Source organism: Klebsiella sp. GG_Kp173 (assembly GCF_040062415.1).
GTDB lineage: Bacteria > Pseudomonadota > Gammaproteobacteria > Enterobacterales > Enterobacteriaceae > Klebsiella > Klebsiella quasipneumoniae.
Genome location: NZ_JBEAFZ010000007.1, coordinates 83,874 through 110,449 on the forward strand (window position 1 = coordinate 83,874; position 26,576 = coordinate 110,449).

The window sequence follows — 26,576 nt, forward strand, 5'->3', positions numbered from 1 at the left end:
TAAAGAAAGGAAAAAGGCCGCATAGCGGCCTTTTATCAACGTCACGAGCATGGCATTTTGCTCGCCTGGCCACAGAAATCCCTCGTTTTACACAAAGTTGTGTCGGGATTGAGGATATTCTTAGCGTGGCAGCGAGATTTTACGCTCTGGCGTTGGGCGGTACAGAACCAGCGTTTTACCGATGACCTGTACGTTACAGGCGCCGGTTTCGCGCACGATAGCTTCCACGATCAAGGCTTTAGTTTCGCGATCTTCTGAGGCGATCTTCACCTTGATGAGTTCATGGTGCCCTAACGCTTGTTCGATCTCGGCCAGTACCCCTTCGGTCAAACCATTGTTGCCAAGCATAACTACCGGCTTGAGCGGATGTGCCAGACCTTTCAGGTGCTGTTTTTGTTTAGTACTCAGATTCATCGTATTTTTTTGCTTACGTTGGGATTGAAAACGGGTCATTCTACCGCCATCTCCCATATATCGCCAAACTACCGCGTCGATTTTTACGCAGTAAAGTACGATGAACCCGAACGGGAATGTTAAATGACAGGTAAAAAGCGTTCTGCCAGCTCAAGCCGCTGGCTTCAGGAACACTTTAGCGATAAATATGTTCAACAGGCACAGAAAAAGGGGTTACGTTCCCGTGCCTGGTTTAAACTTGATGAAATACAGCAAAGTGACAAAATTTTTAAGCCGGGGATGACGGTAGTTGACCTCGGTGCTGCTCCCGGTGGCTGGTCGCAGTATGCGGTCACGCAGATCGGCAACAGCGGCCGCATCATCGCTTGCGATCTTTTACCAATGGATCCAATTGTTGGTGTGGACTTCCTTCAGGGCGATTTTCGTGATGAATTAGTCCTGAAAGCGTTACTTGAGCGAGTGGGCGACAGTAAAGTACAAGTGGTCATGTCCGATATGGCGCCGAATATGTGCGGAACACCGGCGGTGGATATTCCCCGGGCTATGTATCTGGTAGAACTGGCGCTTGAAATGTCTCGTGATGTATTAGCGCCAGGTGGTAGTTTTGTAGTGAAGGTGTTCCAGGGCGAAGGCTTCGATGAGTATCTTCGAGAAATTCGCTCCCTGTTTACGAAGGTCAAAGTTCGTAAGCCGGACTCTTCCCGCGCTCGTTCGCGTGAAGTGTATATTGTAGCGACCGGGCGTAAACCATAACCGGCAGATTTCAAACGAAAGTTTGAAAGAAACTGGATATAGAGTATCCTGACGCTGTTTTTAACACAGTTGTAATAAGAGGTTAATCCCTTGAGTGACATGGCGAAAAACCTAATACTCTGGCTGGTCATTGCCGTTGTGCTGATGTCAGTATTCCAGAGCTTTGGGCCCAGCGAGTCGAATGGCCGCAAGGTGGATTATTCTACCTTCCTGCAAGAGGTCAATCAGGACCAGGTTCGCGAAGCGCGTATCAACGGACGTGAGATCAACGTTACCAAGAAAGATAGTAACCGTTACACGACTTACATTCCGGTTAACGATCCGAAGCTGCTCGATAACCTGTTGACTAAAAACGTCAAAGTGGTTGGTGAACCACCAGAAGAGCCAAGCCTGCTGGCTTCCATCTTCATCTCCTGGTTCCCTATGCTGCTGTTGATCGGCGTCTGGATCTTTTTTATGCGGCAAATGCAGGGCGGCGGCGGGAAGGGCGCGATGTCCTTCGGCAAAAGCAAAGCCCGTATGCTGACGGAAGATCAGATCAAAACCACTTTTGCTGACGTTGCCGGGTGTGACGAAGCGAAAGAGGAAGTCGGCGAACTGGTGGAATACCTGCGTGAGCCGAGCCGCTTCCAGAAACTGGGCGGTAAGATCCCGAAAGGCGTCCTGATGGTCGGTCCTCCAGGTACCGGTAAAACGTTGCTGGCGAAAGCGATCGCTGGCGAAGCAAAAGTGCCGTTCTTTACTATTTCCGGTTCTGACTTCGTAGAAATGTTCGTCGGTGTTGGTGCATCTCGTGTGCGTGACATGTTCGAACAGGCTAAGAAAGCAGCGCCTTGCATCATCTTCATCGATGAAATCGACGCCGTCGGCCGCCAGCGTGGTGCCGGTCTTGGCGGTGGTCACGATGAACGTGAGCAGACCCTGAACCAGATGCTGGTTGAGATGGACGGCTTTGAAGGTAACGAAGGCATTATCGTTATCGCGGCGACTAACCGTCCGGACGTTCTTGACCCCGCGCTGTTGCGTCCGGGCCGTTTTGACCGCCAGGTGGTGGTTGGCCTGCCGGATGTTCGCGGTCGTGAGCAGATCCTGAAAGTGCATATGCGTCGCGTTCCGCTGGCGCCGGATATCGATGCGGCAATCATTGCTCGCGGTACCCCTGGCTTCTCCGGTGCCGACCTGGCCAACCTGGTCAACGAAGCGGCCCTGTTTGCTGCCCGCGGCAACAAACGCGTCGTCTCGATGGTTGAGTTCGAAAAAGCGAAAGACAAAATCATGATGGGTGCGGAACGCCGCTCCATGGTGATGACGGAAGCGCAGAAAGAGTCTACCGCTTACCACGAAGCGGGCCACGCGATTATCGGTCGCCTGGTGCCGGAGCACGATCCGGTACACAAAGTGACGATTATCCCGCGCGGTCGTGCGCTGGGTGTGACCTTCTTCCTGCCGGAAGGCGATGCGATCAGCGCCAGCCGTCAGAAACTGGAAAGTCAGATCTCCACCTTGTACGGCGGTCGTCTGGCGGAAGAGATTATCTACGGTCCGGAACATGTTTCTACCGGCGCGTCCAACGACATTAAAGTGGCGACGAACCTGGCGCGTAACATGGTGACCCAGTGGGGCTTCTCCGACAAACTCGGTCCGCTGCTGTATGCGGAAGAAGAGGGTGAAGTGTTCCTCGGCCGCAGCGTCGCGAAAGCGAAGCATATGTCCGATGAAACCGCGCGTATCATCGACCAGGAAGTGAAATCGCTGATTGAGCGTAACTATGGTCGTGCTCGCCAGTTGCTGAACGACAACATGGATATTCTGCACGCGATGAAAGATGCGCTCATGAAGTATGAGACCATTGATGCGCCGCAGATTGACGACCTGATGGCTCGTCGCGATGTTCGTCCGCCAGCGGGTTGGGAAGAACCAGGTTCTTCTAACAACTCTGACAACAATGGCACGCCTCGTGCGCCGCGTCCGGTTGATGAACCGCGTACGCCGAACCCGGGCAATACCATGTCAGAGCAGCTGGGCGACAAATAAGCTGCCGCTGTTGATGTCTTGTTTTAACCTTAAAACCCCGGGGCGCCCGCTCCGGGGTTTTTCTTTTTTAACCTCTTCTGTCTCAGGGATTTTGTGATGAAACTTGTAGCCCAGGGCTCAACCCTCGATCTCTCTCACCCCCACGTGATGGGTATTCTTAATGTGACGCCTGACTCCTTCTCTGATGGCGGCGCCCATAATTCGCTGATTGAGGCGGTGAAGCATGCCAATCTGATGATCAACGCCGGGGCGACCATCATTGATATCGGCGGTGAATCGACGCGGCCAGGGGCGGCTGAGGTTAGCGTGGAAGAGGAGCTTGCGCGGGTGATCCCGGTGGTGGAGGCTATCGCCCAGCGCTTTGAGGTGTGGATCTCAGTGGACACCTCCAAAGCGGAGGTTATCCGCGAATCGGCCCGAGCGGGGGCGCATATCATTAACGATATTCGTTCGCTGACCGAACCCGGCGCGCTGCAGGCCGCGGCGGAAACCGGGTTGCCGGTGTGTCTGATGCATATGCAGGGACAGCCGAAAACCATGCAGGAGGCGCCGAAGTATGAGGATGTCTTCGCCGATGTAGAGCGCTTTTTTAATGAACACATCGTGCGCTGCGAACAGGCGGGGATCGCAAAAGAAAAATTGCTGCTCGACCCGGGATTCGGTTTCGGTAAAAATCTCACCCACAATTATCAGTTGCTGGCCAGGCTGGGAGAGTTTCATCACTTTGGTCTGCCGCTGCTGGTCGGTATGTCGCGTAAGTCGATGGTAGGTCAGTTGCTGAACGTTGGGCCGTCGGAACGGCTGAACGGCAGCCTGGCGTGTGCCGTCATAGCAGCAATGCAGGGCGCGCAGATTATCCGCGTCCATGATGTCAAAGAAACGGTAGAAGCGCTGCGCGTGGTGGAAGCCACCCTCGCCGCTAAGGGAAAAAAACGTTATGAGTAACCGCAAGTATTTTGGCACCGATGGTATTCGTGGCCGCGTCGGCGATGCGCCGATCACTCCGGAATTTGTGCTTAAGCTCGGCTGGGCGGCGGGTAAAGTGTTAGCGCGCCACGGCTCGCGTAAAATTATCATCGGCAAGGATACCCGTATTTCGGGCTATATGCTGGAATCGGCGCTGGAAGCCGGGCTGGCGGCAGCGGGACTCTCTGCATCGTTCACCGGGCCAATGCCGACGCCGGCGATCGCCTACCTGACGCGCGCCTTTCGCGCCGAGGCGGGGATCGTCATCTCCGCTTCACATAACCCTTTCTACGACAACGGCATCAAGTTCTTCTCCATTGAGGGCACCAAGCTGCCGGATGATGTGGAAGAGGCGATTGAAGCTGAAATGGAGAAAGAACTCACCTGTGTGGACTCGGCTGAGCTGGGCAAAGCCAGCCGTATCGTCGATGCCGCGGGGCGCTACATTGAGTTTTGTAAAGGCACCTTTCCCAACGAACTGAGCCTCTCCACGCTGAAAGTGGTGGTGGACTGTGCGCATGGCGCAACCTACCACATCGCTCCCAATGTATTCCGCGAGCTGGGCGCTCAGGTTATCGCGATGGGCTGCGAGCCTGACGGCCTCAACATCAACGAAGAGGTCGGGGCTACCGACGTGCGGGCGCTGCAGGCGCGCGTGCTGGCGGAAAAAGCCGATCTGGGCATTGCCTACGACGGCGATGGCGATCGGGTGATCATGGTTGACCATGAAGGCAATAAAGTCGATGGTGACCAGATCCTCTACATCATCGCCCGGGAAGGGCTGCGTCAGGGACAGCTGCGCGGCGGCGCCGTCGGTACGCTGATGAGCAATATGGGCCTGGAGCTGGCGCTCAAGCAGCTAGGCATCCCGTTTGCCCGCGCGAAGGTGGGCGACCGCTATGTGCTGGAGATGCTTCAGGAAAAAGGCTGGCGCATCGGTGCGGAAAACTCCGGCCATGTGATCCTGCTGGATAAAACCACCACCGGCGATGGCATCGTCGCCAGTCTGCAGGTGGTCGCGGCGATGGTACGCAACCACATGAGCCTGCATGACCTGTGCAGCGGCATGAAGATGTTCCCTCAGCTGCTGGTGAATGTGCGCTTTACCGAGGGCAGCGGCAACCCTCTGGAGAATGAGCATGTCAAAGCGGTGACCGCAGAAGTGGAAGCGGCATTAGGTAAGCGTGGCCGCGTCCTGCTGCGTAAATCGGGTACGGAGCCGCTGATCCGCGTCATGGTGGAAGGCGAGCATGAAGATCAGGTGCACGAGTTTGCGCATCGCATCGCCGAAGCGGTAAAAAGCGTCTAAGCTTGCCGGCTAAGTTGTTAAAAAGGCGGCGCTTGCCGCCTTTTTTATGATCGAATACCGGCTTTTTGCTGTTTTTTTCTGCAGTTGATACAATGTGTCGAAATTGCCCTTGCGAAGGTCATTCGCTTTGGTTAGTATTCACACCCGCTTCAGTGGGAAACGTTAAAACGTCCCGCTTTATTGGTCGAAGCACTTGGTATGCGGCGAATCCGCAAGGAACAGGTTGATTATGTACGAAGCTCTTTTGGTTGTTTTCCTTATTGTAGCGATTGGCCTCGTAGGTCTGGTTATGCTGCAGCAAGGTAAAGGCGCTGATATGGGAGCCTCCTTCGGTGCAGGCGCTTCCGGCACACTGTTTGGATCCAGCGGTTCTGGTAACTTCATGACCCGTATGACCGGCATCCTGGCTGCGCTGTTCTTCATCATCAGTCTGGCGCTGGGTAACATCAACAGCAACAAGACCAGTAAAGGAAGTGAGTGGGATAACCTGAGCGCGCCGAAAACGGAGCAAACTCAGCCAACTGCGCCGGCTCAGCCGACCAGCGATATCCCGCACTAAGTATTCTGTACCGAGGTGGTGGAATTGGTAGACACGCTACCTTGAGGTGGTAGTGCCCTAACGGGCTTGTGGGTTCGAGTCCCATCCTCGGTACCAATATTCCAGAAGAAAGACGCTGAAAAGCGTCTTTTTTTGTTTTTGTCCCCACCAACCATTTATTATTAAACATCTCTTCGCTGGTCCCCTCCTTTTGCTGTCGTTAAAGTCGCCTCGTCAAATTAACAGAGGTGAAGTGACACAATGAACAAGATCGGGTTGCTTATCGTCGCCGGCGTGCTCGGTTTAGCGGGATGCAGTTCAATATCGCCATCCAAAACGGTGGAGACGATTAATACGCTAACCGTACCGGTATCGCACAGTGAGCCGGGGACTGCGGCGAACAATGCCCAGGCGGTGACGCGCTATTTCCAGGACAATACGGCACTGATTGGTCGCCTTAATCATTCGTTGAAAAGCCATTATTTGCAGGATGTAGAGCGCCGCGATGTTTTCGACAGACATAGTGAGGTATATCAGGTGTATGGCGCGTTGACCCGCCTGGAGCAGATGGCGTCCATGAATGACGTTTACCGTAAAGAGAATAATGTTGCTGGTCTGCAGGAGATCAACCGTGTACTGAAAAGCGTGCCGCTGACCAGCTGAGATGAGACAGGGACTGCCGGAAGGCAATCCCTGTGCATGGATTAAAAGCGGAAGTTAACCCCGGCATAGGCCCCGTCGGCGAGGGTGTTGTCGCGGTTGCCATTTTTCCCCGCCATATCGATATAACGATAGCCAGCTTCGATATTTAGCGACGGAAGCACGTTAAGGCGTAGCCCGGCATTGGCCTCCACATAATCATCGACGCCGCTGGACATCGAGTCCGGCGAGTAATAACCCTCACCGAAGAGCGTGAAGTACTGGCCGAGTGGGAGTTCTGCTCCACCACCTGCGGCGATAGCGTAACCTTCATCACCATCTTTAGGGTTCAAATAGACCCCTTTACCGCCCAGCGTCATCAGAAAGGGCCCGAGGTTAAAGTTGTAACCCATTCCCAGTCCTACGCTGTCCCCGTCATTGTCGCTGTGGGCCCACTGGGTGTTGAACGTCATGCCAGGTTCCCCGGCACCAAAGCTGGCGGACAGATTGGTAAACTCGGCGCCGGCTTCACCATGCAGGTTAACGGATGCGCAGGCAGCGCTGCTGGCCCCTAAAGCGATCATCACGGCAACCATTTTTGGAGCAATAGACTTCATTGTTGAATTCCTTCAGATAAAAAAAAGCCCGATACGGGCGTTCGGGCAAAATTAACGGGTTCTTGGATCTCATCGTTATGGTCGCTGCAGACGGCAAACAAGAGGGGTCAACTCCCGCTGCCGCTGCTCACGCCTGGCCGATTTCCGGTGGCATATCCTGAGCTGATGCAGGCCCGGCGGTTAACGCCGTGAGTGGCAGTCTGCTGGTTGATCTCAGGGACATGTTGTCCACCGGTAAATTCAGGAACTCAGCATAAAATTTTTCTTTTTTTACCGTTAGCGTTTATTGATTTAAATTTAAACATTTTCAACAGTAAGGTGAATAACGACAAAAAGATGGTGACGGGCGCGGGTTAGAATTTTTCCGGAAGCGAGGCGATACTTTGCAAATAACCGCCGCGGGCAAAGGCAATATAACCGCCTTTCTTTAAGGCTGATAAGACATTGAGAATACTGCTGCGCGACAGATGGGTCCGGTCCTGAATATATTCCAGAATAGACACGCGCTGCCGGGTCTCTTCGGTTAAGAGCATCATTTCCAGCAGATGGTTACGGATCACCGAATAGGTTCGCTGCTGCAGGACCAGATCGTCACGATATACCATATACGAGGTATGATAAGCCAGCAGGCTGGTAACTTCTTCCCACAGGTTGTGCTGACGGAATAGCGCCGACGCCAGGTCATAATCGATACGCAGCAGTTCGGAAGAGACCTCCGCCCGCAGACTATGGCTGCGGCTGGGCTGCAGCATTTCCGCCACGCCGAACAGATGCGGCTCATAGACGGTAACCATCAATAGCTTGTCGGAATTACGAATAATCGACAGCTCGCCTTTTTTAAAAATAAAGAGTTGGGTCTTACCTTTATACTCCCACGTTAGTCTTTTTCTGGCGATCGCGTTAACGGGCGTCGCGTGTGGCTCAAGCACATCGATCAGTCGGTCAATGGCCTTTTGCGGCCTGATCGGCGGTTTAATATTCATGATGTTTATCACCAGATATAAATTAATCAATTGAGGCTATTATAGTCAACAATTTTGCCGGCCGGGTGATAAGGAAAAAATGCCTCTTTTCGATTTTTCTGCTGCTGACTGGTAACAAAAAATAAAAAGCCGGCGGAGAGCCGCCGGCAGAGAGAGTAAACATCGTCAGGCGATTATTTGCCTTTGTTTTCCAGATTTTCAACCTGCGGTAAACCCGTCGCTGAGGAGGCGCTCAGCAGGCCAGACTGCGCGTAGCCGAACAGCTTCTCGCGAGTATCGGTGATATCCAGATTACGCATGGTCAACTGGCCGATACGGTCTTCAGCGGTAAACATGGAATCGCCTTTTTCCATGGTCAGGCGCTCTGCTTTATAGGTCAGGTTGTCTGATACCGTATTGAGGATCGAGTAGTCATTGCCGCGACGCAGCTCAAGGGTGACTTCGCCGGTGATCTGGCTGGCGACCCAGCGCTGCAGCGAATCACGCAGCATCAGCGCCTGGGAATCGAACCAGCGGCCCTGATACAGCAGACGGCCCAGCTGGCGACCGTGAGCGTGATACTGCTCGATAGTATCTTCGTTATGAATACCGGTCAGCAGACGCTCGTAGGCGATATGCAGCAGCGCCATCCCCGGGGCTTCATAAATGCCGCGGCTTTTCGCTTCGATAATGCGGTTTTCGATCTGGTCGCTCATGCCCAGGCCGTGACGACCGCCGATGCGGTTGGCTTCCAGCATCATTTCAACGTCATCGGCGAAGGTTTTGCCATTCAGCGCCACCGGGTGGCCCTGCTCAAAGCGTACGGTGACTTCTTCCGCAGGGATCTTCACGTTTTCGTCCCAGAACTTCACGCCCATAATCGGGTTGACGATCTTGACGCTGGAATTCAGAAACTCCAGATCTTTCGCTTCGTGGGTAGCGCCGAGCATGTTGGAGTCGGTGGAATAGGCTTTCTCGACCGACATCTTGTAGTCAAAGCCGCAGGCGATCATAAATTCGGACATTTCGTGACGGCCGCCGAGTTCATTGATGAAATCGCTGTCCAGCCACGGTTTGTAGATCTGCAGTTCAGCGTTGGTCAGCAGGCCGTAGCGATAGAAACGTTCGATATCGTTGCCTTTATAGGTGCTGCCATCGCCCCAGATGTTAACGCCGTCTTCTTTCATTGCCGCTACCAGCATGGTGCCGGTGACCGCGCGGCCCAGCGGCGTGGTGTTGAAATAGGTCAACCCGCCAGTGGTGTTATGGAAAGCGCCGCACTGAATCGCGGCGATCCCTTCTGCGACCAGCTGTTTGCGGCAGTCGATCAGACGGGCACCTTCGGCGCCGTACTCTTTCGCGCGGCGCGGAATAGCATCGTAGTCGTCTTCGTCCGGTTGACCCAGATTAGCGGTATATGCATAAGGCACGGCGCCTTTTTTGCGCATCCATAACAGCGCGGCGCTGGTATCCAGTCCACCAGAGAAAGCGATACCAATACGTTGACCAACCGGGAGATGCTTGAGAATCGTCGTCATAAAATAAAACCCTGCTCGATAGACTGTGGTGAGTTCGACCCAACAACCTTAACTGCATTTTTATGCATTAATTGTGAGTATTCATTTAACCATCTTTTACTGGCGACAGGAAGGGCTTCATCATCTTTTTGCTAAAAAAGCCTGAAATACCAGCACAAACGGCAATCGGGGGCGCTAAAATGCATGTTGACAAAATATACTAGTTGCCGTTACAATTCATCCCGATTTTATGTCCCGTCTTCGGTACCAAATCCCAGCAGTATTTGCGTCTTTTGCTCAAAAAGAGTAAAATATGCCACGTTTCAGGCGCGGGGTGGAGCAGCCTGGTAGCTCGTCGGGCTCATAACCCGAAGGTCGTCGGTTCAAATCCGGCCCCCGCAACCACTTTCCCATTAAGTACTTTTTCAAATATACTGTGAGGACTAGGTGTCCTTCGTAGCCGAATTTGAAAGAATTCTTGCGGAAGGTGTTCCAGATCGCCATGGCGATCTCAGGGTTCAGTTATCTAAAGCCCCGATTTATCGGGGTTTTTTGTTATCTGACTTCAGAATAACTGGGCTATACGCCCTTTTTTTATGTCTTGGGGGTGGGTTTGTCCACATTAGAGCAAAAATTGACAGAGATGCTCACTGCGCCGGTTGAAGCGCTTGGCTTTGAGCTGGTCGGCATCGAATTTATTCGCGGTCGCACATCCACACTGCGCATCTATATTGATAGTGAAGATGGCATCAACGTTGATGATTGTGCTGATGTGAGCCACCAGGTAAGCGCCGTCATGGATGTCGAAGACCCGATCACTGTCGCTTACAACCTGGAAGTCTCTTCGCCTGGTCTCGACCGTCCGATGTTCACCGCCGAACACTATCAACGTTTCACTGGCGAAGAAGTTGCGCTGGTGCTGCGCATGGCGGTTCAGAACCGTCGCAAATGGCAGGGCATTATCAAAGCGGTAGACGGTGAAATGATCACGGTAACCGTCGAAGGCAAAGATGAAGTGTTCGCGCTGAGTAACATCCAGAAGGCGAACCTGGTTCCCCACTTTTAACAGTCTGGATTGAGGTGAAAGGCCCCGATGAACAAAGAAATTTTGGCTGTTGTTGAAGCCGTTTCCAACGAAAAAGCGCTGCCGCGTGAGAAAATTTTCGAAGCGCTGGAAAGCGCGCTGGCAACGGCCACCAAGAAAAAATACGAACAAGAGATCGACGTTCGCGTTGAAATCGACCGTAAGAGCGGCGATTTCGACACTTTCCGTCGCTGGCTGGTTGTAGAAGAAGTGACCCAGCCGACGCGCGAGATCACGCTGGAAGCCGCGCGTTTCGAAGATGAAAGCATGAACGTCGGTGACTACGTCGAAGATCAGATTGAGTCTGTCACTTTCGACCGCATCACCACCCAGACCGCTAAACAGGTTATCGTGCAGAAAGTTCGCGAAGCCGAGCGCGCAATGGTGGTCGATCAGTTCCGCGAGCACGAAGGTGAAATCATCACCGGCGTGGTGAAAAAAGTGAACCGCGACAACATCACTCTGGATCTGGGCAACAACGCTGAAGCCGTGATCCTGCGTGAAGATATGCTGCCGCGTGAGAACTTCCGCCCGGGCGACCGCATTCGCGGCGTACTGTACGCAGTCCGTCCGGAAGCGCGTGGCGCCCAGCTGTTCGTGACCCGTTCCAAGCCTGAGATGCTGATCGAACTGTTCCGCATCGAAGTGCCGGAAATCGGTGAAGAAGTGCTGGAAATCAAAGCGGCGGCTCGCGATCCGGGATCTCGTGCCAAAATCGCGGTGAAAACCAACGACAAGCGTATCGACCCGGTTGGCGCTTGCGTCGGTATGCGCGGCGCGCGCGTGCAGGCGGTTTCCACTGAGCTGGGCGGCGAGCGTATCGATATCGTCCTCTGGGATGATAACCCGGCGCAGTTCGTGATTAACGCTATGGCGCCGGCAGACGTCGCGTCCATCGTGGTGGATGAAGATAAACACACCATGGATATCGCGGTAGAAGCGGGCAACCTGGCGCAGGCGATTGGCCGTAACGGTCAGAACGTCCGCCTGGCCTCGCAGCTTAGCGGCTGGGAACTCAACGTGATGACCGTTGACGATCTGCAGGCTAAGCACCAGGCGGAAGCGCATGCCGCTATCGATACCTTCACCAAGTATCTCGATATTGATGAAGATTTCGCGACAGTGCTGGTTGAAGAAGGCTTCTCCTCGCTGGAAGAGCTGGCCTATGTGCCGATGAAAGAACTGCTGGAAATCGACGGTCTGGATGAAGCCACCGTTGAAGCACTTCGTGAGCGTGCGAAAAACGCACTGACTACGCTGGCGCTGGCTCAGGAAGAAAGCCTGGGAGATAACAAACCTGCCGATGATCTGTTGAATCTCGAAGGTCTGGATCGTGCCCTGGCATTCAAACTGGCTGCCCGTGGTGTTTGTACGCTGGAAGATCTCGCCGAGCAGGGAGTTGATGACCTGGCTGATATCGAAGGGATGACCGACGAGAAAGCTGGCGAGCTCATCATGGCCGCTCGCAACATTTGTTGGTTCGGCGACGAAGCGTAATAAACTGTAGCAGGAAGGAACAGCATGACAGATGTGACTATTAAAGCGCTGGCCTCAGAGATTCAGACCTCTGTGGATCGCCTGATACAGCAATTTGCTGACGCAGGCATCCGCAAAACGGCTGATGACTCTGTGACCTCGCAAGAGAAACAAACTTTGTTGACGCACCTGAACCGTGAGCATGGTTCGGCGCCAGACAAGCTGACGTTACAGCGTAAGACGCGCAGTACGTTGAATATTCCAGGTACCGGTGGAAAGAGTAAATCGGTACAAATCGAAGTCCGCAAGAAACGCACCTTTGTGAAACGCGATCCGCAAGAGGCTGAACGCCTGGCCGCGGAAGAGCAGGCGCAGCGTGAAGCGGAAGAGCAGGCCCGTCGTGAAGCTGAAGAAGCAGCGAAACGCGAGGCGCAATTAAAAGCTGAACGTGAGGCCGCAGAACAAGCTAAACGTGAAGTCGCTGATAAAGCGAAACGTGAAGCTGCGGAAAAAGACAAAGTGAGCAATCAACATACCGACGAAATGACCAAAACCGCCCAGGCTGAAAAGATCCGTCGCGAGAACGAAGCCGCGGAACTGAAGCGCAAATCGGAAGAAGAAGCACGCCGCAAACTTGAAGAAGAAGCGCGCCGTGTAGCGGAAGAAGCACGCCGTATGGCAGAAGAAAACGAAAAAAATTGGTCTGAAACTTCAGACAGCCCGGAAGACACCAGCGACTATCACGTCACCACGTCACAGCATGCTCGTCAGGCTGAAGATGATAACGATCGTGAAGTCGAAGGCGGTCGCGGCCGCAGCCGCAGCAGCAAAGCGGCCCGTCCGGCGAAGAAAGGCAACAAACACGCTGAATCGAAAGCCGATCGTGAAGAAGCCCGTGCGGCCGTTCGCGGCGGTAAAGGCGGTAAGCACCGTAAAGGTTCTGCTCTGCAGCAGGGCTTCCAGAAGCCGGCGCAGGCCGTTAACCGTGACGTCGTGATCGGCGAAACCATCACCGTTGGCGAACTGGCTAACAAGATGGCGGTGAAAGGTTCTCAGGTCATCAAAGCGATGATGAAGCTGGGCGCCATGGCGACCATCAACCAGGTCATCGACCAGGAAACCGCACAGCTGGTTGCCGAAGAGATGGGCCACAAAGTTATCCTGCGTCGTGAAAACGAGCTGGAAGAAGCGGTAATGAGCGACCGTGACACCGGCGCGGCGGCTGAACCGCGCGCACCGGTTGTGACCATCATGGGTCACGTTGACCACGGTAAAACCTCGCTGCTGGACTACATTCGTTCTACTAAGGTTGCCTCCGGCGAAGCGGGTGGTATTACCCAGCACATCGGTGCTTACCATGTAGAAACCGACAACGGCATGATCACCTTCCTGGATACCCCGGGCCACGCCGCGTTTACCTCCATGCGTGCTCGTGGTGCGCAGGCGACGGATATCGTGGTTCTGGTGGTGGCGGCAGACGACGGCGTGATGCCGCAGACTATCGAAGCTATCCAGCACGCCAAAGCGGCGCAGGTGCCGGTGGTAGTTGCGGTGAACAAGATCGATAAGCCTGAAGCCGATCCGGACCGCGTGAAGAATGAACTGTCCCAGTACGGCATCCTGCCGGAAGAGTGGGGCGGCGAAAGCCAGTTCGTCCACGTCTCCGCGAAAGCTGGTACCGGTATCGACGACCTGCTGGACGCGATCCTGCTGCAGGCTGAAGTCCTCGAGCTGAAAGCGGTCCGTAACGGGATGGCGAGCGGCGCAGTGATCGAATCCTTCCTTGATAAAGGTCGTGGTCCGGTCGCTACCGTTCTGGTTCGCGAAGGTACTCTGCACAAGGGTGATATCGTTCTGTGCGGCTTCGAATACGGCCGTGTGCGTGCGATGCGTGACGAACTGGGTCGCGAAGTGCTGGAAGCGGGTCCGTCCATTCCGGTGGAAATCCTCGGCCTGTCCGGTGTGCCGGCTGCCGGTGACGAAGTGACCGTGGTTCGTGACGAGAAAAAAGCGCGTGAAGTGGCGCTGTATCGTCAGGGCAAATTCCGTGAAGTTAAGCTGGCGCGTCAGCAGAAATCTAAACTGGAAAACATGTTCGCTAACATGACCGAAGGCGAAGTTCACGAAGTGAACATCGTGCTGAAAGCGGACGTACAGGGTTCTGTCGAAGCGATTTCCGATTCCTTACTGAAACTGTCTACCGACGAAGTGAAAGTGAAGATCATCGGTTCCGGCGTAGGTGGTATCACCGAAACCGACGCCACCCTGGCTGCAGCATCCAACGCGATTCTGGTTGGCTTCAACGTTCGTGCCGATGCCTCTGCGCGTAAAGTTATCGAAGCGGAAAGCCTGGATCTGCGCTACTACTCCGTCATCTATAACCTGATCGACGAAGTGAAAGCGGCGATGAGCGGTATGCTGTCTCCGGAACTGAAACAGCAGATCATCGGTCTGGCTGAAGTGCGCGATGTCTTTAAATCGCCGAAATTCGGCGCCATCGCGGGCTGTATGGTTACCGAAGGGACCATCAAACGTCACAACCCAATCCGCGTGCTGCGTGACAACGTGGTTATCTATGAAGGCGAGCTGGAATCCCTGCGCCGCTTCAAAGATGACGTTAACGAAGTCCGTAACGGCATGGAATGTGGTATCGGTGTGAAGAACTACAACGACGTTCGCGTTGGCGATATGATCGAAGTGTTCGAAATCATCGAAATCCAGCGTAGCATCGATTAATCATCGGATGGCTAAGCCGCCGGGGAAGCGAAGCGCCACCCGGCAATCATTTTAAAAAGGGGCTTTAGGCCCCTTTTTTGTCTTTATTCTGGAGAATTTATTATGGCGAAAGAATTTGGTCGCCCGCAGCGCGTGGCCCAGGAGATGCAAAAAGAGATTGCGATTATCCTGCAGCGTGAAATCAAAGACCCGCGTCTGGGCATGATGACCACCGTTTCCGGTGTGGAAATGTCCCGTGACCTGGCCTATGCCAAGGTGTATGTCACCTTCCTCAACGACAAAGATGAAGCCGCGGTGAAAGCGGGCATCAAAGCGCTGCAGGAAGCCTCTGGCTTTATCCGCTCTCTGCTGGGGAAAGCGATGCGCCTGCGCATCGTGCCGGAGCTGACCTTTTTCTACGACAACTCACTGGTGGAAGGGATGCGCATGTCCAACCTGGTCACCAGCGTGGTGAAACACGACGATGAGCGTCGTGTGAACCCGGACGACAGCAAGGAGGACTGATGAGTCGTCCTCGTCGTCGCGGCCGCGACGTGCACGGCGTATTGCTGCTGGATAAGCCTCAGGGCGCCTCCAGCAACGATGTGCTGCAGAAAGTAAAGCGTATATATAACGCCAACCGCGCCGGACACACCGGCGCGCTGGATCCGCTGGCGACCGGCATGCTGCCGATCTGCCTTGGCGAAGCGACTAAGTTTTCCCAATACCTGCTGGATTCCGATAAGCGCTACCGCGTGATCGCCAAACTTGGCCAGCGCACCGATACCTCCGATGCCGACGGCCAGGTGGTGGAAGAGCGCCCGCTGACGTTTAGCGACGAACAGCTGGCGGCGGCGCTGGACAGCTTCCGCGGCGAGACGCAGCAGGTGCCGTCGATGTACTCGGCGCTGAAATATCAGGGCAAGAAGCTATACGAATATGCCCGTCAGGGGATTGACGTCCCGCGGGAATCCCGGCCGATTACCGTCTATGAGCTGCTGTTTATCCGCCACGAAGGCGATGAGCTGGAGCTGGAGATCCACTGCTCGAAAGGCACCTACATCCGGACGATTATCGATGATTTAGGTGAGAAGCTCGGCTGCGGCGCGCACGTGATTTTCCTGCGTCGCCTGGCGGTGAGCAAATACCCGGTTGAGCGGATGGTAACCCTCGAGCAGCTGCAGGCGCTGGTCGATCAGGCGGCGGCGCAGGATATTCCTGCCGCGCAGCTGCTCGATCCGCTGCTGATGCCCATGGACAGCCCGGCCTCGGACTATCCGCTGGTGACCATCCCGGAGACCTCCGCGGTCTACTTTAAAAACGGCAACCCGGTACGTCAGTCAGGCGCGCCGCTTAACGGGCTGGTGCGGGTGATGGAAAGCGAATCCGGCAAGTTTCTCGGCATGGGCGAAATTGACGATGAAGGCCGCGTGGCGCCGCGTCGTCTGGTGGTGGAATACCCGGCGTAAGCGCTTTTCTTGCGATAAAAGCCTGCTACGAGTAGAATATCGCCGCTTAACGTCCGCTAAAGTGTTTTAACATTTACGGGCGTTGCATCAGGGGTCGCTGAATTAGAGATCGGCACCCTTTCTTTCTTTTAATTTCTGGAGTTCTAAAATGTCTCTAAGCGTTGAAGCTAAAGCAAAAATCGTTTCTGAGTTTGGTCGTGGCGAAAACGACAGCGGTTCTACCGAAGTTCAGGTTGCACTGCTGACTGCACAGATCAACCACCTGCAGGGCCACTTTGCAGAGCACAAAAAAGATCACCACAGCCGTCGTGGTCTGCTGCGCATGGTTTCTCAGCGTCGTAAACTGCTCGACTACCTGAAACGTAAAGATGTTGCACGTTACTCCGCGCTGATCGAGCGTCTGGGTCTGCGTCGCTAATTCTGCGAGTTTCAGAAAAAGGGGCCTGACGGCCCCTTTTTTCGACCGGGCGGCAGCAATTCATTCAAAACTCATGTATTGTTGCTAGTAATGATCTTCATGCAGAGGTTCGCGCGGCTAATGAGAGGCTTCATCCGCAGGGGCGGGTAAAGGTTGTCATTAGTCGCGAGGATGCAGAGGATCGGGTCAATAGACGCTATGTCGTAGATATGGCGTGATTTATAGATAAAAAGGATAGAATTTTGCTTAATCCGATCGTTCGTAAATTCCAGTACGGCCAGCATACCGTGACCCTGGAAACCGGCATGATGGCGCGCCAGGCAACGGCCGCTGTGATGGTTAGCATGGATGACACTGCGGTATTCGTGACCGTTGTGGGCCAGAAAAAAGCGAAGCCAGGCCAGGACTTTTTCCCGCTGACGGTTAACTACCAGGAGCGCACCTACGCTGCCGGTAAAATCCCGGGTGGTTTCTTCCGTCGTGAAGGCCGCCCAAGCGAAGGCGAAACCCTGATCGCGCGTCTGATTGACCGCCCGGTTCGCCCGCTGTTCCCGGAAGGCTTCGTTAACGAAGTACAGGTTATCGCCACCGTTGTTTCCGTTAACCCGCAGGTTAACCCGGATATCGTCGCGATGATCGGCGCTTCCGCAGCGCTGTCCCTGTCTGGTATTCCGTTCAATGGCCCAATCGGCGCCGCGCGCGTGGGTTACATCAACGACCAGTACGTACTGAACCCGACCCAGGAAGAGCTGAAGTCCAGCAAACTGGATCTGGTGGTGGCCGGTACCGAAGCGGCCGTACTGATGGTGGAATCCGAAGCGGAACTGCTGAGCGAAGACCAGATGCTGGGCGCGGTGGTCTTTGGCCACGAGCAGCAGCAGATTGTTATCCAGAACATCAACGACCTGGTGAAAGAAGCCGGTAAACCACGTTGGGACTGGCAGCCGGAAGCCGTCAACGAAGCGCTGAACGCGCGCGTTGCTGCGCTGGCTGAATCCCGCCTGAGCGATGCTTACCGTATCACCGACAAACAAGAGCGTTACGCTCAGGTTGATGTGATCAAATCTGAAACCATCGCTACGCTGGTTGCAGAAGATGAAACCCTGGACGCTAACGAACTGGGTGAAATCCTGCACGCTATCGAGAAAAACGTGGTTCGTAGCCGCGTGCTGGCCGGTGAGCCGCGTATCGATGGTCGCGAAAAAGATATGATCCGTGGTCTGGACGTTCGTACCGGCGTTCTGCCGCGTACTCACGGTTCCGCACTGTTCACCCGTGGCGAAACGCAGGCGCTGGTTACCGCGACGCTGGGTACCGCACGCGATGCGCAGAACATCGATGAACTGATGGGCGAGCGTACCGACTCCTTCCTGTTCCACTACAACTTCCCTCCGTACTCCGTAGGTGAAACTGGCATGGTGGGGTCTCCGAAGCGTCGTGAAATCGGTCACGGTCGTCTGGCTAAGCGCGGCGTTCTGGCCGTGATGCCGACTATCGAAGAATTCCCGTACACCGTACGCGTGGTGTCTGAAATCACCGAATCCAACGGCTCTTCTTCCATGGCTTCCGTCTGCGGTGCCTCTCTGGCGCTGATGGACGCTGGTGTGCCGGTGAAAGCCGCCGTGGCGGGTATCGCCATGGGCCTGGTGAAAGAAGGCGACAACTTCGTCGTGCTGTCTGACATCCTCGGTGACGAAGACCACCTTGGCGATATGGACTTCAAAGTAGCGGGTTCCCGCGACGGTATCTCTGCGCTGCAGATGGATATCAAAATTGAAGGTATCACCAAAGAAATCATGCAGGTTGCATTGAACCAGGCTAAAGGTGCGCGTCTGCACATCCTGGGCGTGATGGAGCAGGCGATTAACGCGCCGCGCGGCGATATCTCTGAATTCGCACCGCGTATCCATACCATCAAGATCAACCCGGACAAGATCAAAGACGTTATCGGTAAAGGCGGTTCTGTTATCCGTGCCCTGACCGAAGAGACCGGTACCACCATCGAAATCGAAGATGACGGTACCGTGAAGATCGCAGCGACTGACGGCGACAAAGCACAGCATGCTATCCGTCGTATCGAAGAGATCACCGCTGAGATCGAAGTTGGCCGTATCTACAATGGTAAAGTGACCCGTATCGTTGACTTTGGCGCGTTCGTTGCCATCGGCGGCGGTAAAGAAGGTCTGGTTCACATCTCGCAGATCGCTGACAAGCGCGTTGAGAAAGTGACTGACTACCTGCAGATGGGTCAGGAAGTGCCGGTTAAGGTTCTGGAAGTTGACCGCCAGGGCCGTGTCCGTCTGAGCATCAAAGAAGCAATTGAACAGACTCCGTCTGCCGCAGCGCCGGAAGTTCCGGCTGCCGAGCAGGGCGAGTAAGGTTGCCGTTAGCCCTCCGCTTTTGCGGAGGGCGTTTTACGGGCAGGACGCCTCGTTTGCAGCCGGGGAACAGGACGTTCATCCAATCGTTGTCTTCGGGAGTGGGAAATGAAGCCTTTTTTGCGCTGGTGTTTCGTGGCGACAGCTCTCACGCTGGCAGGATGCAGTAGCACCGCCTGGCGTAAGGACGCCGTCCTCGCAGTACCATTGCAACCGACTTTACAGCAAGAAGTGATTCTGGCACGTATGGAACAAATTCTTGCCAGTCGGGCTTTATCCGATGACGAACGCGCACAGCTTTTATATGAGCGCGGAGTGTTGTATGATAGTCTCGGTCTGAGGGCATTAGCGCGAAATGATTTTTCACAAGCGCTGGCAATCCGACCCGATATGCCTGAAGTATTCAATTACTTAGGTATTTACTTAACGCAGGCAGGCAATTTTGATGCTGCCTATGAAGCGTTTGATTCTGTACTTGAGCTTGATCCAACTTACAACTACGCGCACTTGAACCGCGGTATCGCCCTGTATTACGGCGGCCGGGCTAAGTTAGCGCAAGATGATCTGCTGGCGTTTTATCAAGACGATCCCAATGATCCTTTCCGTAGCCTGTGGCTTTATATCGCCGAGCGTAAACTCGACGAGAAGCGGGCGCTTGAAGCACTCAGAGAGCGCTTAGACAAGTCGGACAAAGAGCAATGGGGATGGAACATTGTCGAGTTCTACCTTGGCGACATTAGCGAAAAAGAGCTGATGACTCGTCTGAAGGCAGACGCAACGGATAACACCTCGCTCGCTGAGCATCTCAGTGAAACCAACTTCTATTTAGGTAAGTACTACCTAAGTCTGGGGGACAAGGACAGCGCTACGGCACTGTTCAAACTGGCGGTCGCCAACAACGTACATAACTACGTTGAGCACCGATACGCATTGTTGGAATTATCGCTCTTGGGCCAGGAGCAAGATGACCTGGCAGAATCGGACCAGCAATAGCTGACGAACACATCAGCCCATAGTTTTTTGCTTGCCATCACCTTCGCGGGTGAGGGCGTTGTTGTTCGTTAATACACCTACTTTGAGCCGGTTCACACTTTTCAATGAAAATTACCGTAAATTTTCACGATGAGTTATGTAGACTGGCCGCCATTAATTTTGAGGCACACGTACTACATGGCTGAATTCGAAACCACTTTTGCAGATCTGGGCCTGAAGGCTCCTATCCTTGAAGCGCTTAACGATCTGGGTTACGAAAAACCATCTCCGATCCAGGCTGAGTGCATTCCGCATCTGCTGGACGGCCGCGACGTTCTGGGTATGGCCCAGACCGGTAGCGGTAAAACCGCAGCGTTTTCTTTACCGCTGCTGAACAACATCGATCCTGAGCTGAGAGCACCACAGATCCTGGTGCTGGCGCCGACCCGCGAGCTGGCGGTACAGGTTGCTGAAGCAATGACGGAATTCTCTAAACATATGCGCGGCGTAAACGTGGTTGCCCTGTACGGCGGCCAGCGTTATGACGTGCAGCTGCGCGCCCTGCGTCAGGGTCCGCAGATCGTTGTCGGTACCCCGGGTCGTCTGCTGGACCACCTGAAGCGCGGCACCCTGGACCTCTCTAAACTGAGCGGTCTGGTACTGGATGAAGCAGATGAAATGCTGCGCATGGGCTTTATCGAAGACGTAGAAACCATTATGGCGCAGATCCCGGAAGGGCATCAGACCGCGCTGTTCTCCGCCACCATGCCGGAAGCGATCCGTCGCATTACCCGCCGCTTTATGAAAGAGCCGCAGGAAGTGCGTATTCAGTCCAGCGTGACCACTCGTCCGGACATCAGCCAGAGCTACTGGACTGCCTACGGTATGCGTAAAAACGAAGCGCTGGTGCGTTTCCTGGAAGCGGAAGATTTTGATGCGGCGATTATCTTCGTCCGTACCAAAAACGCGACCCTGGAAGTGGCTGAAGCGCTGGAGCGTAACGGCTACAACAGCGCGGCGCTGAACGGCGACATGAACCAGGCGCTGCGTGAGCAGACCCTGGAGCGTCTGAAAGACGGTCGTCTGGATATCCTGATTGCGACTGACGTGGCAGCCCGTGGTCTGGACGTTGAACGTATCAGCCTGGTGGTGAACTACGACATCCCGATGGATTCTGAATCCTACGTTCACCGTATCGGTCGTACCGGTCGTGCGGGCCGCGCGGGCCGCGCGTTGCTGTTCGTTGAGAACCGCGAACGTCGTCTGCTGCGCAACATCGAACGTACGATGAAGCTGACCATCCCGGAAGTGGAGTTGCCGAACGCAGAGCTGCTGAGCAAGCGTCGTCTGGAAAAATTCGCCGCGAAAGTCCAGCAGCAGCTGGAAAGCAGCGATCTGGACCAGTACCGTGCGCTGCTGGCGAAAATCCAGCCGACGGCGGAAGGCGAAGAGCTGGACGTGGAAACGCTGGCTGCCGCGCTTCTGAAAATGGCCCAGGGCGAACGCTCGCTGATCGTGCCGCCGGATGCGCCGATGCGTCCGCGTCGTGAGTTCCGTGACCGTGACGATCGCTTCGAGCGTCGTGGCGACCGCAACGATCGCGCTCCGCGTGGCGATCGCGAAGATCGTCCGAAGCGTGAGCGTCGTGACGTAGGCGATATGGAACTGTATCGCATTGAAGTGGGTCGCGATGACGGTGTTGAAGTACGTCATATCGTTGGCGCGATCGCTAACGAAGGCGATATCAGCAGCCGCTACATCGGTAACATCAAGCTGTTCGCTTCTCACTCCACCATCGAACTGCCGAAAGGGATGCCGGGCGAAGTGCTGCAGCACTTTACTCGTACCCGCATCCTGAACAAGCCGATGAACATGCAGCTGCTGGGCGATGCGCAGCCGCGCACCGAACGTCGTGGCGGTGGTGAACGTCGTGAAGGCGGTCGTAGCTTCGGCGGTGAGCGTCGTGAAGGCGGTCGTGGCTTCGGTGGCGAGCGTCGTGAAGGCGGTCGTGGTGATGGTCGTCGTTTCAGCGGCGAACGTCGTGAAGGCCGTGCGCCGCGTCGTGACGATGCATCCGCGCCGCGCCGCGATGACTCTGCCGGTCGCCGTCGCTTCGGTGGCGATGCATAATTAACGCAGTCCGCTAGCGTAAACTAAATAATACAGCCCCGATCGTCATGATTGGGGCTTTTTTTATTTCTTATGTACTCGTGTACTGGTACAGTGCTTCGCACCCATCGTGGGAAAGTATTTTTGACTGGAGATTTCGGTAAATGGCGACACTAACCACTACGGCAACCCGTCCGTCCCTGTTTGGCGGCGTGGTGATCATCGGCGGCACGATTATCGGCGCGGGTATGTTCTCGCTGCCGGTGGTGATGTCCGGCGCGTGGTTTTTCTGGTCGCTGGCGGCGCTGGTTTTCACCTGGTTCTGCATGCTGCACTCCGGTCTGATGATCCTCGAGGCCAACCTTAACTACCGGATCGGCTCCAGCTTCGACACCATTACCAAAGACCTGCTCGGCAAGGGCTGGAACCTGGTCAACGGCGTGTCGATCGCCTTTGTGCTGTATATCCTGACCTACGCCTATATTTCAGCCAGCGGCTCGATACTACATCATACGTTTAGCGAGATGTCGCTGAACGTGCCGGCGCGGGCTGCGGGTTTTGGCTTTGCGCTGCTGGTGGCATTTATCGTCTGGATGAGCACCAGGGCGGTGAGCCGCATGACGGCTATTGTGCTCGGCGCCAAGGTGATCACTTTCTTCCTGACCTTTGGCAGTCTGCTGGGGCACGTCGAGCCGACGACGCTGTTTAACGTTGCGGAAAAGAACGCCTCCTATGCGCCATATCTGCTAATGACGCTGCCGTTCTGCCTGGCCTCGTTTGGCTACCACGGCAATGTGCCGAGCCTGATGAAATACTACGGCAAAGATCCACGCACCATTATCCGCTGCTTAACCTACGGTACGCTGCTGGCGCTGGGTCTGTACGTGGTCTGGCTGCTGGTGACGATGGGCAATATCCCGCGTCCGCAGTTTATCGACATCGCGCAGAAGGGCGGCAATATTGATGTGCTGGTGCAGGCCCTGAGCGGGGTGCTGAACAGCCGGAGCCTGGATCTGCTGCTGGTGGTGTTCTCTAACTTTGCCGTCGCCAGCTCGTTCCTTGGCGTCACGCTGGGGCTGTTCGACTACCTGGCGGATCTGTTTGGTTTTGACGACAGCGCGCTGGGGCGCTTTAAAACTGCGCTGCTGACCTTTATTCCGCCGATGATGGGCGGGCTGGTGAAACCCGATGGCTTCCTCTACGCCATCGGCTATGCCGGCCTGGCGGCGACGATCTGGGCGGCGATTGTACCGGCGCTGCTGGCTCGCGCCTCGCGTAAACGCTTCGGCAGCCCACAGTTCCGCGTATGGGGCGGAACACCGATGATTGTGCTGATCCTACTGTTTGGCCTTGGCAATGCGGTTGTACACATTCTGTCGAGCGTTAATCTGCTGCCGGTTTACCAGTAATTTTAATCTACCTGAGCCAGAATTACCGATCTGGCTCAATATATATTCCCCAGCATTCTCTTATTATCAGGTAAGGTCATTTTAAATAAGGGGATGTTTATATGCCTGAGCAAGACATCACTTTGCGTAAACTGGAAATTTTCCTTGGATATATGGAAACCATGAATATTTCTAAGGCAGCAGAGAATATGAAAATATCTCCGGTCAGTGTACACCGCGCCATTCATTCTCTGGAAGATAATCTACGCTGTGCTCTGTTTACGCATAATGGCCGAAATTTACAACCATGTCCCGCGGCCTGGGTGATGCAAAAGCATGCCAAAGAAGTGATGGATGCCATGGAACGCTGTGTTTACATGACGCGAGAAGCTTCAGGATATCACTCTCCGGCATTACGCTTAGGTCTGCTCTATTCACTGGTGCTGAAAACGGCGCCGCAGATTGTTCAGGGGTTGAAAAATCGTCGCCCGGAACTTTCTATAGAATTTATTATGAATTCTAATAAGGTTTTATTAGAAGCTTTAAATGCAGGAAGTATTGATGCAGCATTAATTTCAACGCCCGATGAATATAATTCTCATTTATTCGAAACCTGGACGATATTTTCTGATTCCATTTATTTAGCGGTTCCCGTACAGGATGCGGATACTCTATCAGTACCCGTTGACCTCTCCCTGCTACAGAGTAAAAAGTTTATCGCCCTGAGTGAGGGGTTCGCCACCTGGAGAGGTTTCCAGCAAGCGTTTCGTATCGCTGGATTTGAACCTGACATTGCGCTGCGGGTGCATGATATTTTTTCGTTAATGAGCATGGTGAATGCCGGAGTGGGTTACACGCTTATTCCCGGGCGCATGCGTGGGCTTTTTCGTAGCGGTATACGCCTGTTGCCTTTGCAGGAGGCCTTTCGTATGGAGCAGGAGATATCGCTTGTTTTTCCCCGTAGCCAGGAAAATCATCCAGGACTGCTATCTCTTCTCGCAGAATGCCGTATGTATGCCAGGCAGCTTATGCTGGAGAATAACGATGTAGAGAAAGCCCCATGATTTCCTGGGTAATCCGCTGATAAACCTGGGCTTCGCCGTACATGGCGACGGCGAGCCACCGGGGGGTGCTGACTAAAGCAATTTTCATGCGGATATGATCATCGCTGATAGTATTCGTTAACGCGTGGGTCAGCGCCTGGCGGCTGAGTGAGCATAAGGTGAAAATGGCCGATTCCTGCCTGGTGATGATTTGATTCTTCAACGCACAGCCGATGACGGAGCGCTGAAGTTTGTTTCGCAGTTCATCAGGGGTGCCGCTGATAAACGCAAAGCCGATTCGGTGTTCGGGTTTATCGGCCAGTAGCTTTTGCCGAAAAATCTCCTCTTCCTCCTGCGTGCACAGTGAGGCCTGCATCGCAATTTGCCCGGGCTTCATACGATGAAATGAATCCATAAGTCTCCCTGGCGCCTGTTGCATAAAACAACAGGCGCATGCGGTTAAAAGAACGGGGATAAAGAGAGATAGAGCGCAGAGGGTGCCAGCAGACAGCCCAGGCCGGTATAGAAGGTGGCTGTCATTGCGCCATAAGGGACAAGTTTCGGGTCAGTCGCCGCCAGCCCTGCCGCCACGCCGCTGGTGGAACCCATTAGCCCGCCGTAGACAATGGCTGCAGCGGGAGAGTTCAGTCCGGCGGGTTTGGCCACCAGCGGCGTAACAATCATGATGGCGATAGATTTAATCACTCCGGCAGCGATACTGAGCGCGATAACATCCGAGCTTGCGCCAAGCGCCGCGCCGGTAACCGGGCCGACAATAAAGGTCACCGCGCCGCCGCCAATGGTCGCCATGCTGACTGCGTCGGTATAGCCGAAAGCCCATGCCACAATCGCACCCAGGTAGAAGGAGAGGACTGTGGAGATGACCAGCGCCAGCGCGCCCGCGAGGCCCGCTTTTTTCAGCTCGTCAAGCTTCACGCCAAAGGCGGTGGCGATAATGGCAAAATCACGGAACATGCCGCCACCCATCAGCGCAATACCGCTAAAAAGCGTGATGTCGGAAAGCCCTTTTTTGCCGCCGGTGAGTTCGCCGCCGAGCCAGGCCAGCAGCAGACCCGCGGCAATGGCGATCGCCGAACTGTGAATTTTACCGCGAAAGACGTGGGTTGAAAGCCAGGCCGCAACCCAGCAGACAATACCAACCACCACAAAAGCGGTGACCAGGGCATTGCTGGTGAAGTTACTGGTAAGAATCTTTGTGAATTGTTCCATTCTTTATACTCTCCACCGGTTAGTCTGCTGAACGTGCCATCGTGCTTTTGTTGCCGATTTTGCTCAGTGGTTTAATCAGCAGAAAACCAATCACCACTGCGCCAAGGCCAGCAATAAGCGCCACCGGGCCTCCTTTGAGCGCGGCCACAACGTTCTGGTTCGCGGACATGGCGACAACAATAGGGATATACATCGCGTTCCAGAATCCAACCCCCTGTTCGGCAGGTTTAGACAACAGCCCCTTATCCGTCAGCTTCTGGGAAATAACGACTAAAAACAGCATGGCAAAGCCGACGCCGCCGATATTGGCGGAAATTCCAAGCAGCAAGCCCAAAAGATCGCCGACAATTAACCCGGCGAACATGCATAATCCCATTAACATCAATCCGTAAATAATCATGATGTTTCTCTTTCTATAACCACACTAAAAGCATAAGAGGCTACCCGAACCGGGAAATGACAATAAAGTAAGACAAGGGCTTTTAGCACAGTCTGTTTTTATGATGCGGACAGTCAACAGTCAATTTATACGTACACACCCTGCC

Annotated in this window: 25 protein-coding genes and 2 tRNA genes; 20 read left to right on the plus strand and 7 right to left on the minus strand. The window is 54.5% G+C overall.

Annotated elements, in window-relative coordinates; all coding sequences use genetic code 11:
* Window positions 1-120: 120 nt before the first annotated feature.
* Window positions 121-414: a ribosome assembly RNA-binding protein YhbY gene (gene yhbY, locus ABLU50_RS06725; RefSeq protein ID WP_002918374.1), complete on the minus strand. Its 294-nt coding sequence runs from the start codon at window positions 412-414 to the stop codon at window positions 121-123.
* A gap of 123 nt (window positions 415-537) precedes the next feature.
* Between yhbY and rlmE the strand changes: the two genes are divergently transcribed.
* The 7 genes from rlmE (at window position 538) to ABLU50_RS06760 (ending at window position 6,677) form a co-directional block, all read left to right on the plus strand.
* Window positions 538-1,167: a 23S rRNA (uridine(2552)-2'-O)-methyltransferase RlmE gene (gene rlmE, locus ABLU50_RS06730; protein ID WP_002918373.1), complete on the plus strand. Its 630-nt coding sequence runs from the start codon at window positions 538-540 to the stop codon at window positions 1,165-1,167.
* Between the two features lie 99 nt (window positions 1,168-1,266).
* Window positions 1,267-3,201, plus strand: a complete 1,935-nt coding sequence (ftsH, locus tag ABLU50_RS06735; protein WP_004206183.1) for an ATP-dependent zinc metalloprotease FtsH — start codon at window positions 1,267-1,269, stop codon at window positions 3,199-3,201.
* Between the two features lie 96 nt (window positions 3,202-3,297).
* Window positions 3,298-4,146 carry a dihydropteroate synthase gene (gene folP, locus ABLU50_RS06740; RefSeq protein ID WP_004206182.1) on the plus strand — a complete coding sequence of 283 codons (849 nt, stop codon included), beginning with the start codon at window positions 3,298-3,300 and terminating at the stop codon, window positions 4,144-4,146.
* Window positions 4,139-5,476, plus strand: coding sequence for a phosphoglucosamine mutase (gene glmM / locus ABLU50_RS06745; RefSeq protein WP_004206179.1), 1,338 nt, complete (start codon window positions 4,139-4,141; stop codon window positions 5,474-5,476). The genes folP and glmM overlap by 8 nt, the downstream gene beginning before the upstream one ends.
* A 229-nt stretch (window positions 5,477-5,705) precedes the next feature.
* Window positions 5,706-6,035, plus strand: coding sequence for a preprotein translocase subunit SecG (gene secG, locus ABLU50_RS06750; RefSeq protein WP_002918369.1), 330 nt, complete (start codon window positions 5,706-5,708; stop codon window positions 6,033-6,035).
* 9 nt (window positions 6,036-6,044) lie between these two features.
* A tRNA-Leu gene (locus ABLU50_RS06755) sits at window positions 6,045-6,131 on the plus strand.
* A gap of 297 nt (window positions 6,132-6,428) precedes the next feature.
* On the plus strand, window positions 6,429-6,677 hold the full coding sequence (locus ABLU50_RS06760; protein ID WP_025999211.1) for a hypothetical protein: 249 nt from the start codon (window positions 6,429-6,431) through the stop codon (window positions 6,675-6,677).
* Window positions 6,678-6,718: 41 nt separating this feature from the next.
* Here ABLU50_RS06760 and ABLU50_RS06765 read toward each other — a convergent pair whose 3' ends face one another.
* From ABLU50_RS06765 to argG, 3 genes are all read right to left on the minus strand, one after another.
* Window positions 6,719-7,270 (minus strand): YfaZ family outer membrane protein, encoded by a 552-nt coding sequence (locus ABLU50_RS06765; protein WP_004206177.1) that lies wholly within the window; start codon window positions 7,268-7,270, stop codon window positions 6,719-6,721.
* Between the two features lie 353 nt (window positions 7,271-7,623).
* Complete coding sequence (locus tag ABLU50_RS06770) at window positions 7,624-8,253, minus strand: winged helix-turn-helix transcriptional regulator (RefSeq protein WP_004206175.1); 630 nt, start codon at window positions 8,251-8,253, stop codon at window positions 7,624-7,626.
* Between the two features lie 173 nt (window positions 8,254-8,426).
* The gene (gene argG / locus ABLU50_RS06775; RefSeq protein WP_004144895.1) at window positions 8,427-9,770 is read right to left on the minus strand and encodes an argininosuccinate synthase; all 1,344 of its coding nucleotides are present in this window, start codon (window positions 9,768-9,770) and stop codon (window positions 8,427-8,429) included.
* A 307-nt stretch (window positions 9,771-10,077) separates the two neighbouring features.
* Here argG and ABLU50_RS06780 point away from each other — a divergent pair.
* The 13 genes from ABLU50_RS06780 (at window position 10,078) to ABLU50_RS06840 (ending at window position 24,822) form a co-directional block, all read left to right on the plus strand.
* A tRNA-Met gene (locus ABLU50_RS06780) sits at window positions 10,078-10,154 on the plus strand.
* A gap of 208 nt (window positions 10,155-10,362) precedes the next feature.
* On the plus strand, window positions 10,363-10,815 hold the full coding sequence (gene rimP, locus ABLU50_RS06785; protein WP_002918364.1) for a ribosome maturation factor RimP: 453 nt from the start codon (window positions 10,363-10,365) through the stop codon (window positions 10,813-10,815).
* 27 nt (window positions 10,816-10,842) lie between these two features.
* On the plus strand, window positions 10,843-12,330 hold the full coding sequence (gene nusA, locus ABLU50_RS06790) for a transcription termination factor NusA (protein ID WP_002918252.1): 1,488 nt from the start codon (window positions 10,843-10,845) through the stop codon (window positions 12,328-12,330).
* Window positions 12,331-12,354: 24 nt separating this feature from the next.
* The gene (gene infB, locus ABLU50_RS06795; protein WP_004206173.1) at window positions 12,355-15,045 is read left to right on the plus strand and encodes a translation initiation factor IF-2; all 2,691 of its coding nucleotides are present in this window, start codon (window positions 12,355-12,357) and stop codon (window positions 15,043-15,045) included.
* 102 nt (window positions 15,046-15,147) lie between these two features.
* Entirely contained in the window at window positions 15,148-15,549 is a 402-nt protein-coding gene (gene rbfA / locus ABLU50_RS06800; protein WP_002918248.1) for a 30S ribosome-binding factor RbfA, read from the plus strand.
* A complete protein-coding gene (gene truB, locus ABLU50_RS06805) occupies window positions 15,549-16,493 on the plus strand; it encodes a tRNA pseudouridine(55) synthase TruB (protein ID WP_017899913.1) in 945 nt (314 codons plus the stop codon). The genes rbfA and truB overlap by 1 nt, the downstream gene beginning before the upstream one ends.
* Window positions 16,494-16,641: 148 nt before the next feature.
* Complete coding sequence (rpsO, locus tag ABLU50_RS06810; RefSeq protein ID WP_002918244.1) at window positions 16,642-16,911, plus strand: 30S ribosomal protein S15; 270 nt, start codon at window positions 16,642-16,644, stop codon at window positions 16,909-16,911.
* A gap of 242 nt (window positions 16,912-17,153) precedes the next feature.
* The gene (gene pnp, locus ABLU50_RS06815; protein ID WP_087833181.1) at window positions 17,154-19,289 is read left to right on the plus strand and encodes a polyribonucleotide nucleotidyltransferase; all 2,136 of its coding nucleotides are present in this window, start codon (window positions 17,154-17,156) and stop codon (window positions 19,287-19,289) included.
* A gap of 108 nt (window positions 19,290-19,397) precedes the next feature.
* Window positions 19,398-20,282 (plus strand): lipoprotein NlpI, encoded by an 885-nt coding sequence (gene nlpI / locus ABLU50_RS06820; protein WP_004206169.1) that lies wholly within the window; start codon window positions 19,398-19,400, stop codon window positions 20,280-20,282.
* A gap of 104 nt (window positions 20,283-20,386) precedes the next feature.
* The gene (gene yrbN / locus ABLU50_RS06825; RefSeq protein ID WP_085903200.1) at window positions 20,387-20,467 is read left to right on the plus strand and encodes a protein YrbN; all 81 of its coding nucleotides are present in this window, start codon (window positions 20,387-20,389) and stop codon (window positions 20,465-20,467) included.
* Window positions 20,460-22,391 carry an ATP-dependent RNA helicase DeaD gene (gene deaD / locus ABLU50_RS06830; RefSeq protein ID WP_004206168.1) on the plus strand — a complete coding sequence of 644 codons (1,932 nt, stop codon included), beginning with the start codon at window positions 20,460-20,462 and terminating at the stop codon, window positions 22,389-22,391. The genes yrbN and deaD overlap by 8 nt, the downstream gene beginning before the upstream one ends.
* Before the next feature lie 143 nt (window positions 22,392-22,534).
* Window positions 22,535-23,779, plus strand: a complete 1,245-nt coding sequence (gene mtr, locus ABLU50_RS06835) for a tryptophan permease (RefSeq protein ID WP_004206167.1) — start codon at window positions 22,535-22,537, stop codon at window positions 23,777-23,779.
* A gap of 101 nt (window positions 23,780-23,880) precedes the next feature.
* The gene (locus ABLU50_RS06840) at window positions 23,881-24,822 is read left to right on the plus strand and encodes a LysR family transcriptional regulator (RefSeq protein ID WP_017899911.1); all 942 of its coding nucleotides are present in this window, start codon (window positions 23,881-23,883) and stop codon (window positions 24,820-24,822) included.
* Here the strand turns inward: ABLU50_RS06840 and ABLU50_RS06845 are convergent.
* From ABLU50_RS06845 to madL, 3 genes are read right to left on the minus strand one after another with little or no spacing between them, the layout of a single operon-like run.
* Window positions 24,785-25,216: a HutP family protein gene (locus ABLU50_RS06845; protein WP_017899910.1), complete on the minus strand. Its 432-nt coding sequence runs from the start codon at window positions 25,214-25,216 to the stop codon at window positions 24,785-24,787. The genes ABLU50_RS06840 and ABLU50_RS06845 overlap by 38 nt on opposite strands.
* Before the next feature lie 44 nt (window positions 25,217-25,260).
* On the minus strand, window positions 25,261-26,031 hold the full coding sequence (gene madM / locus ABLU50_RS06850) for a malonate transporter subunit MadM (RefSeq protein ID WP_043520981.1): 771 nt from the start codon (window positions 26,029-26,031) through the stop codon (window positions 25,261-25,263).
* Between the two features lie 19 nt (window positions 26,032-26,050).
* On the minus strand, window positions 26,051-26,431 hold the full coding sequence (gene madL / locus ABLU50_RS06855; RefSeq protein ID WP_025999210.1) for a malonate transporter subunit MadL: 381 nt from the start codon (window positions 26,429-26,431) through the stop codon (window positions 26,051-26,053).
* Window positions 26,432-26,576: the final 145 nt, after the last annotated feature.

Excerpts from the sequence above, each read along its gene's own strand:
- yhbY (WP_002918374.1), bottom strand. The coding sequence starts at position 414 with ATGAATCTGAGTACTAAACAAAAACAGCACCTGAAAGGTCTGGCACAT.
- rlmE (WP_002918373.1), top strand. The coding sequence starts at position 538 with ATGACAGGTAAAAAGCGTTCTGCCAGCTCAAGCCGCTGGCTTCAGGAA.
- ftsH (WP_004206183.1), top strand. The coding sequence starts at position 1,267 with ATGGCGAAAAACCTAATACTCTGGCTGGTCATTGCCGTTGTGCTGATG.
- folP (WP_004206182.1), top strand. The coding sequence starts at position 3,298 with ATGAAACTTGTAGCCCAGGGCTCAACCCTCGATCTCTCTCACCCCCAC.
- glmM (WP_004206179.1), top strand. The coding sequence starts at position 4,139 with ATGAGTAACCGCAAGTATTTTGGCACCGATGGTATTCGTGGCCGCGTC.
- secG (WP_002918369.1), top strand. The coding sequence starts at position 5,706 with ATGTACGAAGCTCTTTTGGTTGTTTTCCTTATTGTAGCGATTGGCCTC.
- ABLU50_RS06765 (WP_004206177.1), bottom strand. The coding sequence starts at position 7,270 with ATGAAGTCTATTGCTCCAAAAATGGTTGCCGTGATGATCGCTTTAGGG.
- ABLU50_RS06770 (WP_004206175.1), bottom strand. The coding sequence starts at position 8,253 with ATGAATATTAAACCGCCGATCAGGCCGCAAAAGGCCATTGACCGACTG.
- argG (WP_004144895.1), bottom strand. The coding sequence starts at position 9,770 with ATGACGACGATTCTCAAGCATCTCCCGGTTGGTCAACGTATTGGTATC.
- nusA (WP_002918252.1), top strand. The coding sequence starts at position 10,843 with ATGAACAAAGAAATTTTGGCTGTTGTTGAAGCCGTTTCCAACGAAAAA.
- infB (WP_004206173.1), top strand. The coding sequence starts at position 12,355 with ATGACAGATGTGACTATTAAAGCGCTGGCCTCAGAGATTCAGACCTCT.
- rbfA (WP_002918248.1), top strand. The coding sequence starts at position 15,148 with ATGGCGAAAGAATTTGGTCGCCCGCAGCGCGTGGCCCAGGAGATGCAA.
- truB (WP_017899913.1), top strand. The coding sequence starts at position 15,549 with ATGAGTCGTCCTCGTCGTCGCGGCCGCGACGTGCACGGCGTATTGCTG.
- rpsO (WP_002918244.1), top strand. The coding sequence starts at position 16,642 with ATGTCTCTAAGCGTTGAAGCTAAAGCAAAAATCGTTTCTGAGTTTGGT.
- nlpI (WP_004206169.1), top strand. The coding sequence starts at position 19,398 with ATGAAGCCTTTTTTGCGCTGGTGTTTCGTGGCGACAGCTCTCACGCTG.
- yrbN (WP_085903200.1), top strand. The coding sequence starts at position 20,387 with ATGAAAATTACCGTAAATTTTCACGATGAGTTATGTAGACTGGCCGCC.
- deaD (WP_004206168.1), top strand. The coding sequence starts at position 20,460 with ATGGCTGAATTCGAAACCACTTTTGCAGATCTGGGCCTGAAGGCTCCT.
- mtr (WP_004206167.1), top strand. The coding sequence starts at position 22,535 with ATGGCGACACTAACCACTACGGCAACCCGTCCGTCCCTGTTTGGCGGC.
- ABLU50_RS06840 (WP_017899911.1), top strand. The coding sequence starts at position 23,881 with ATGCCTGAGCAAGACATCACTTTGCGTAAACTGGAAATTTTCCTTGGA.
- ABLU50_RS06845 (WP_017899910.1), bottom strand. The coding sequence starts at position 25,216 with ATGGATTCATTTCATCGTATGAAGCCCGGGCAAATTGCGATGCAGGCC.
- madM (WP_043520981.1), bottom strand. The coding sequence starts at position 26,031 with ATGGAACAATTCACAAAGATTCTTACCAGTAACTTCACCAGCAATGCC.
- madL (WP_025999210.1), bottom strand. The coding sequence starts at position 26,431 with ATGATTATTTACGGATTGATGTTAATGGGATTATGCATGTTCGCCGGG.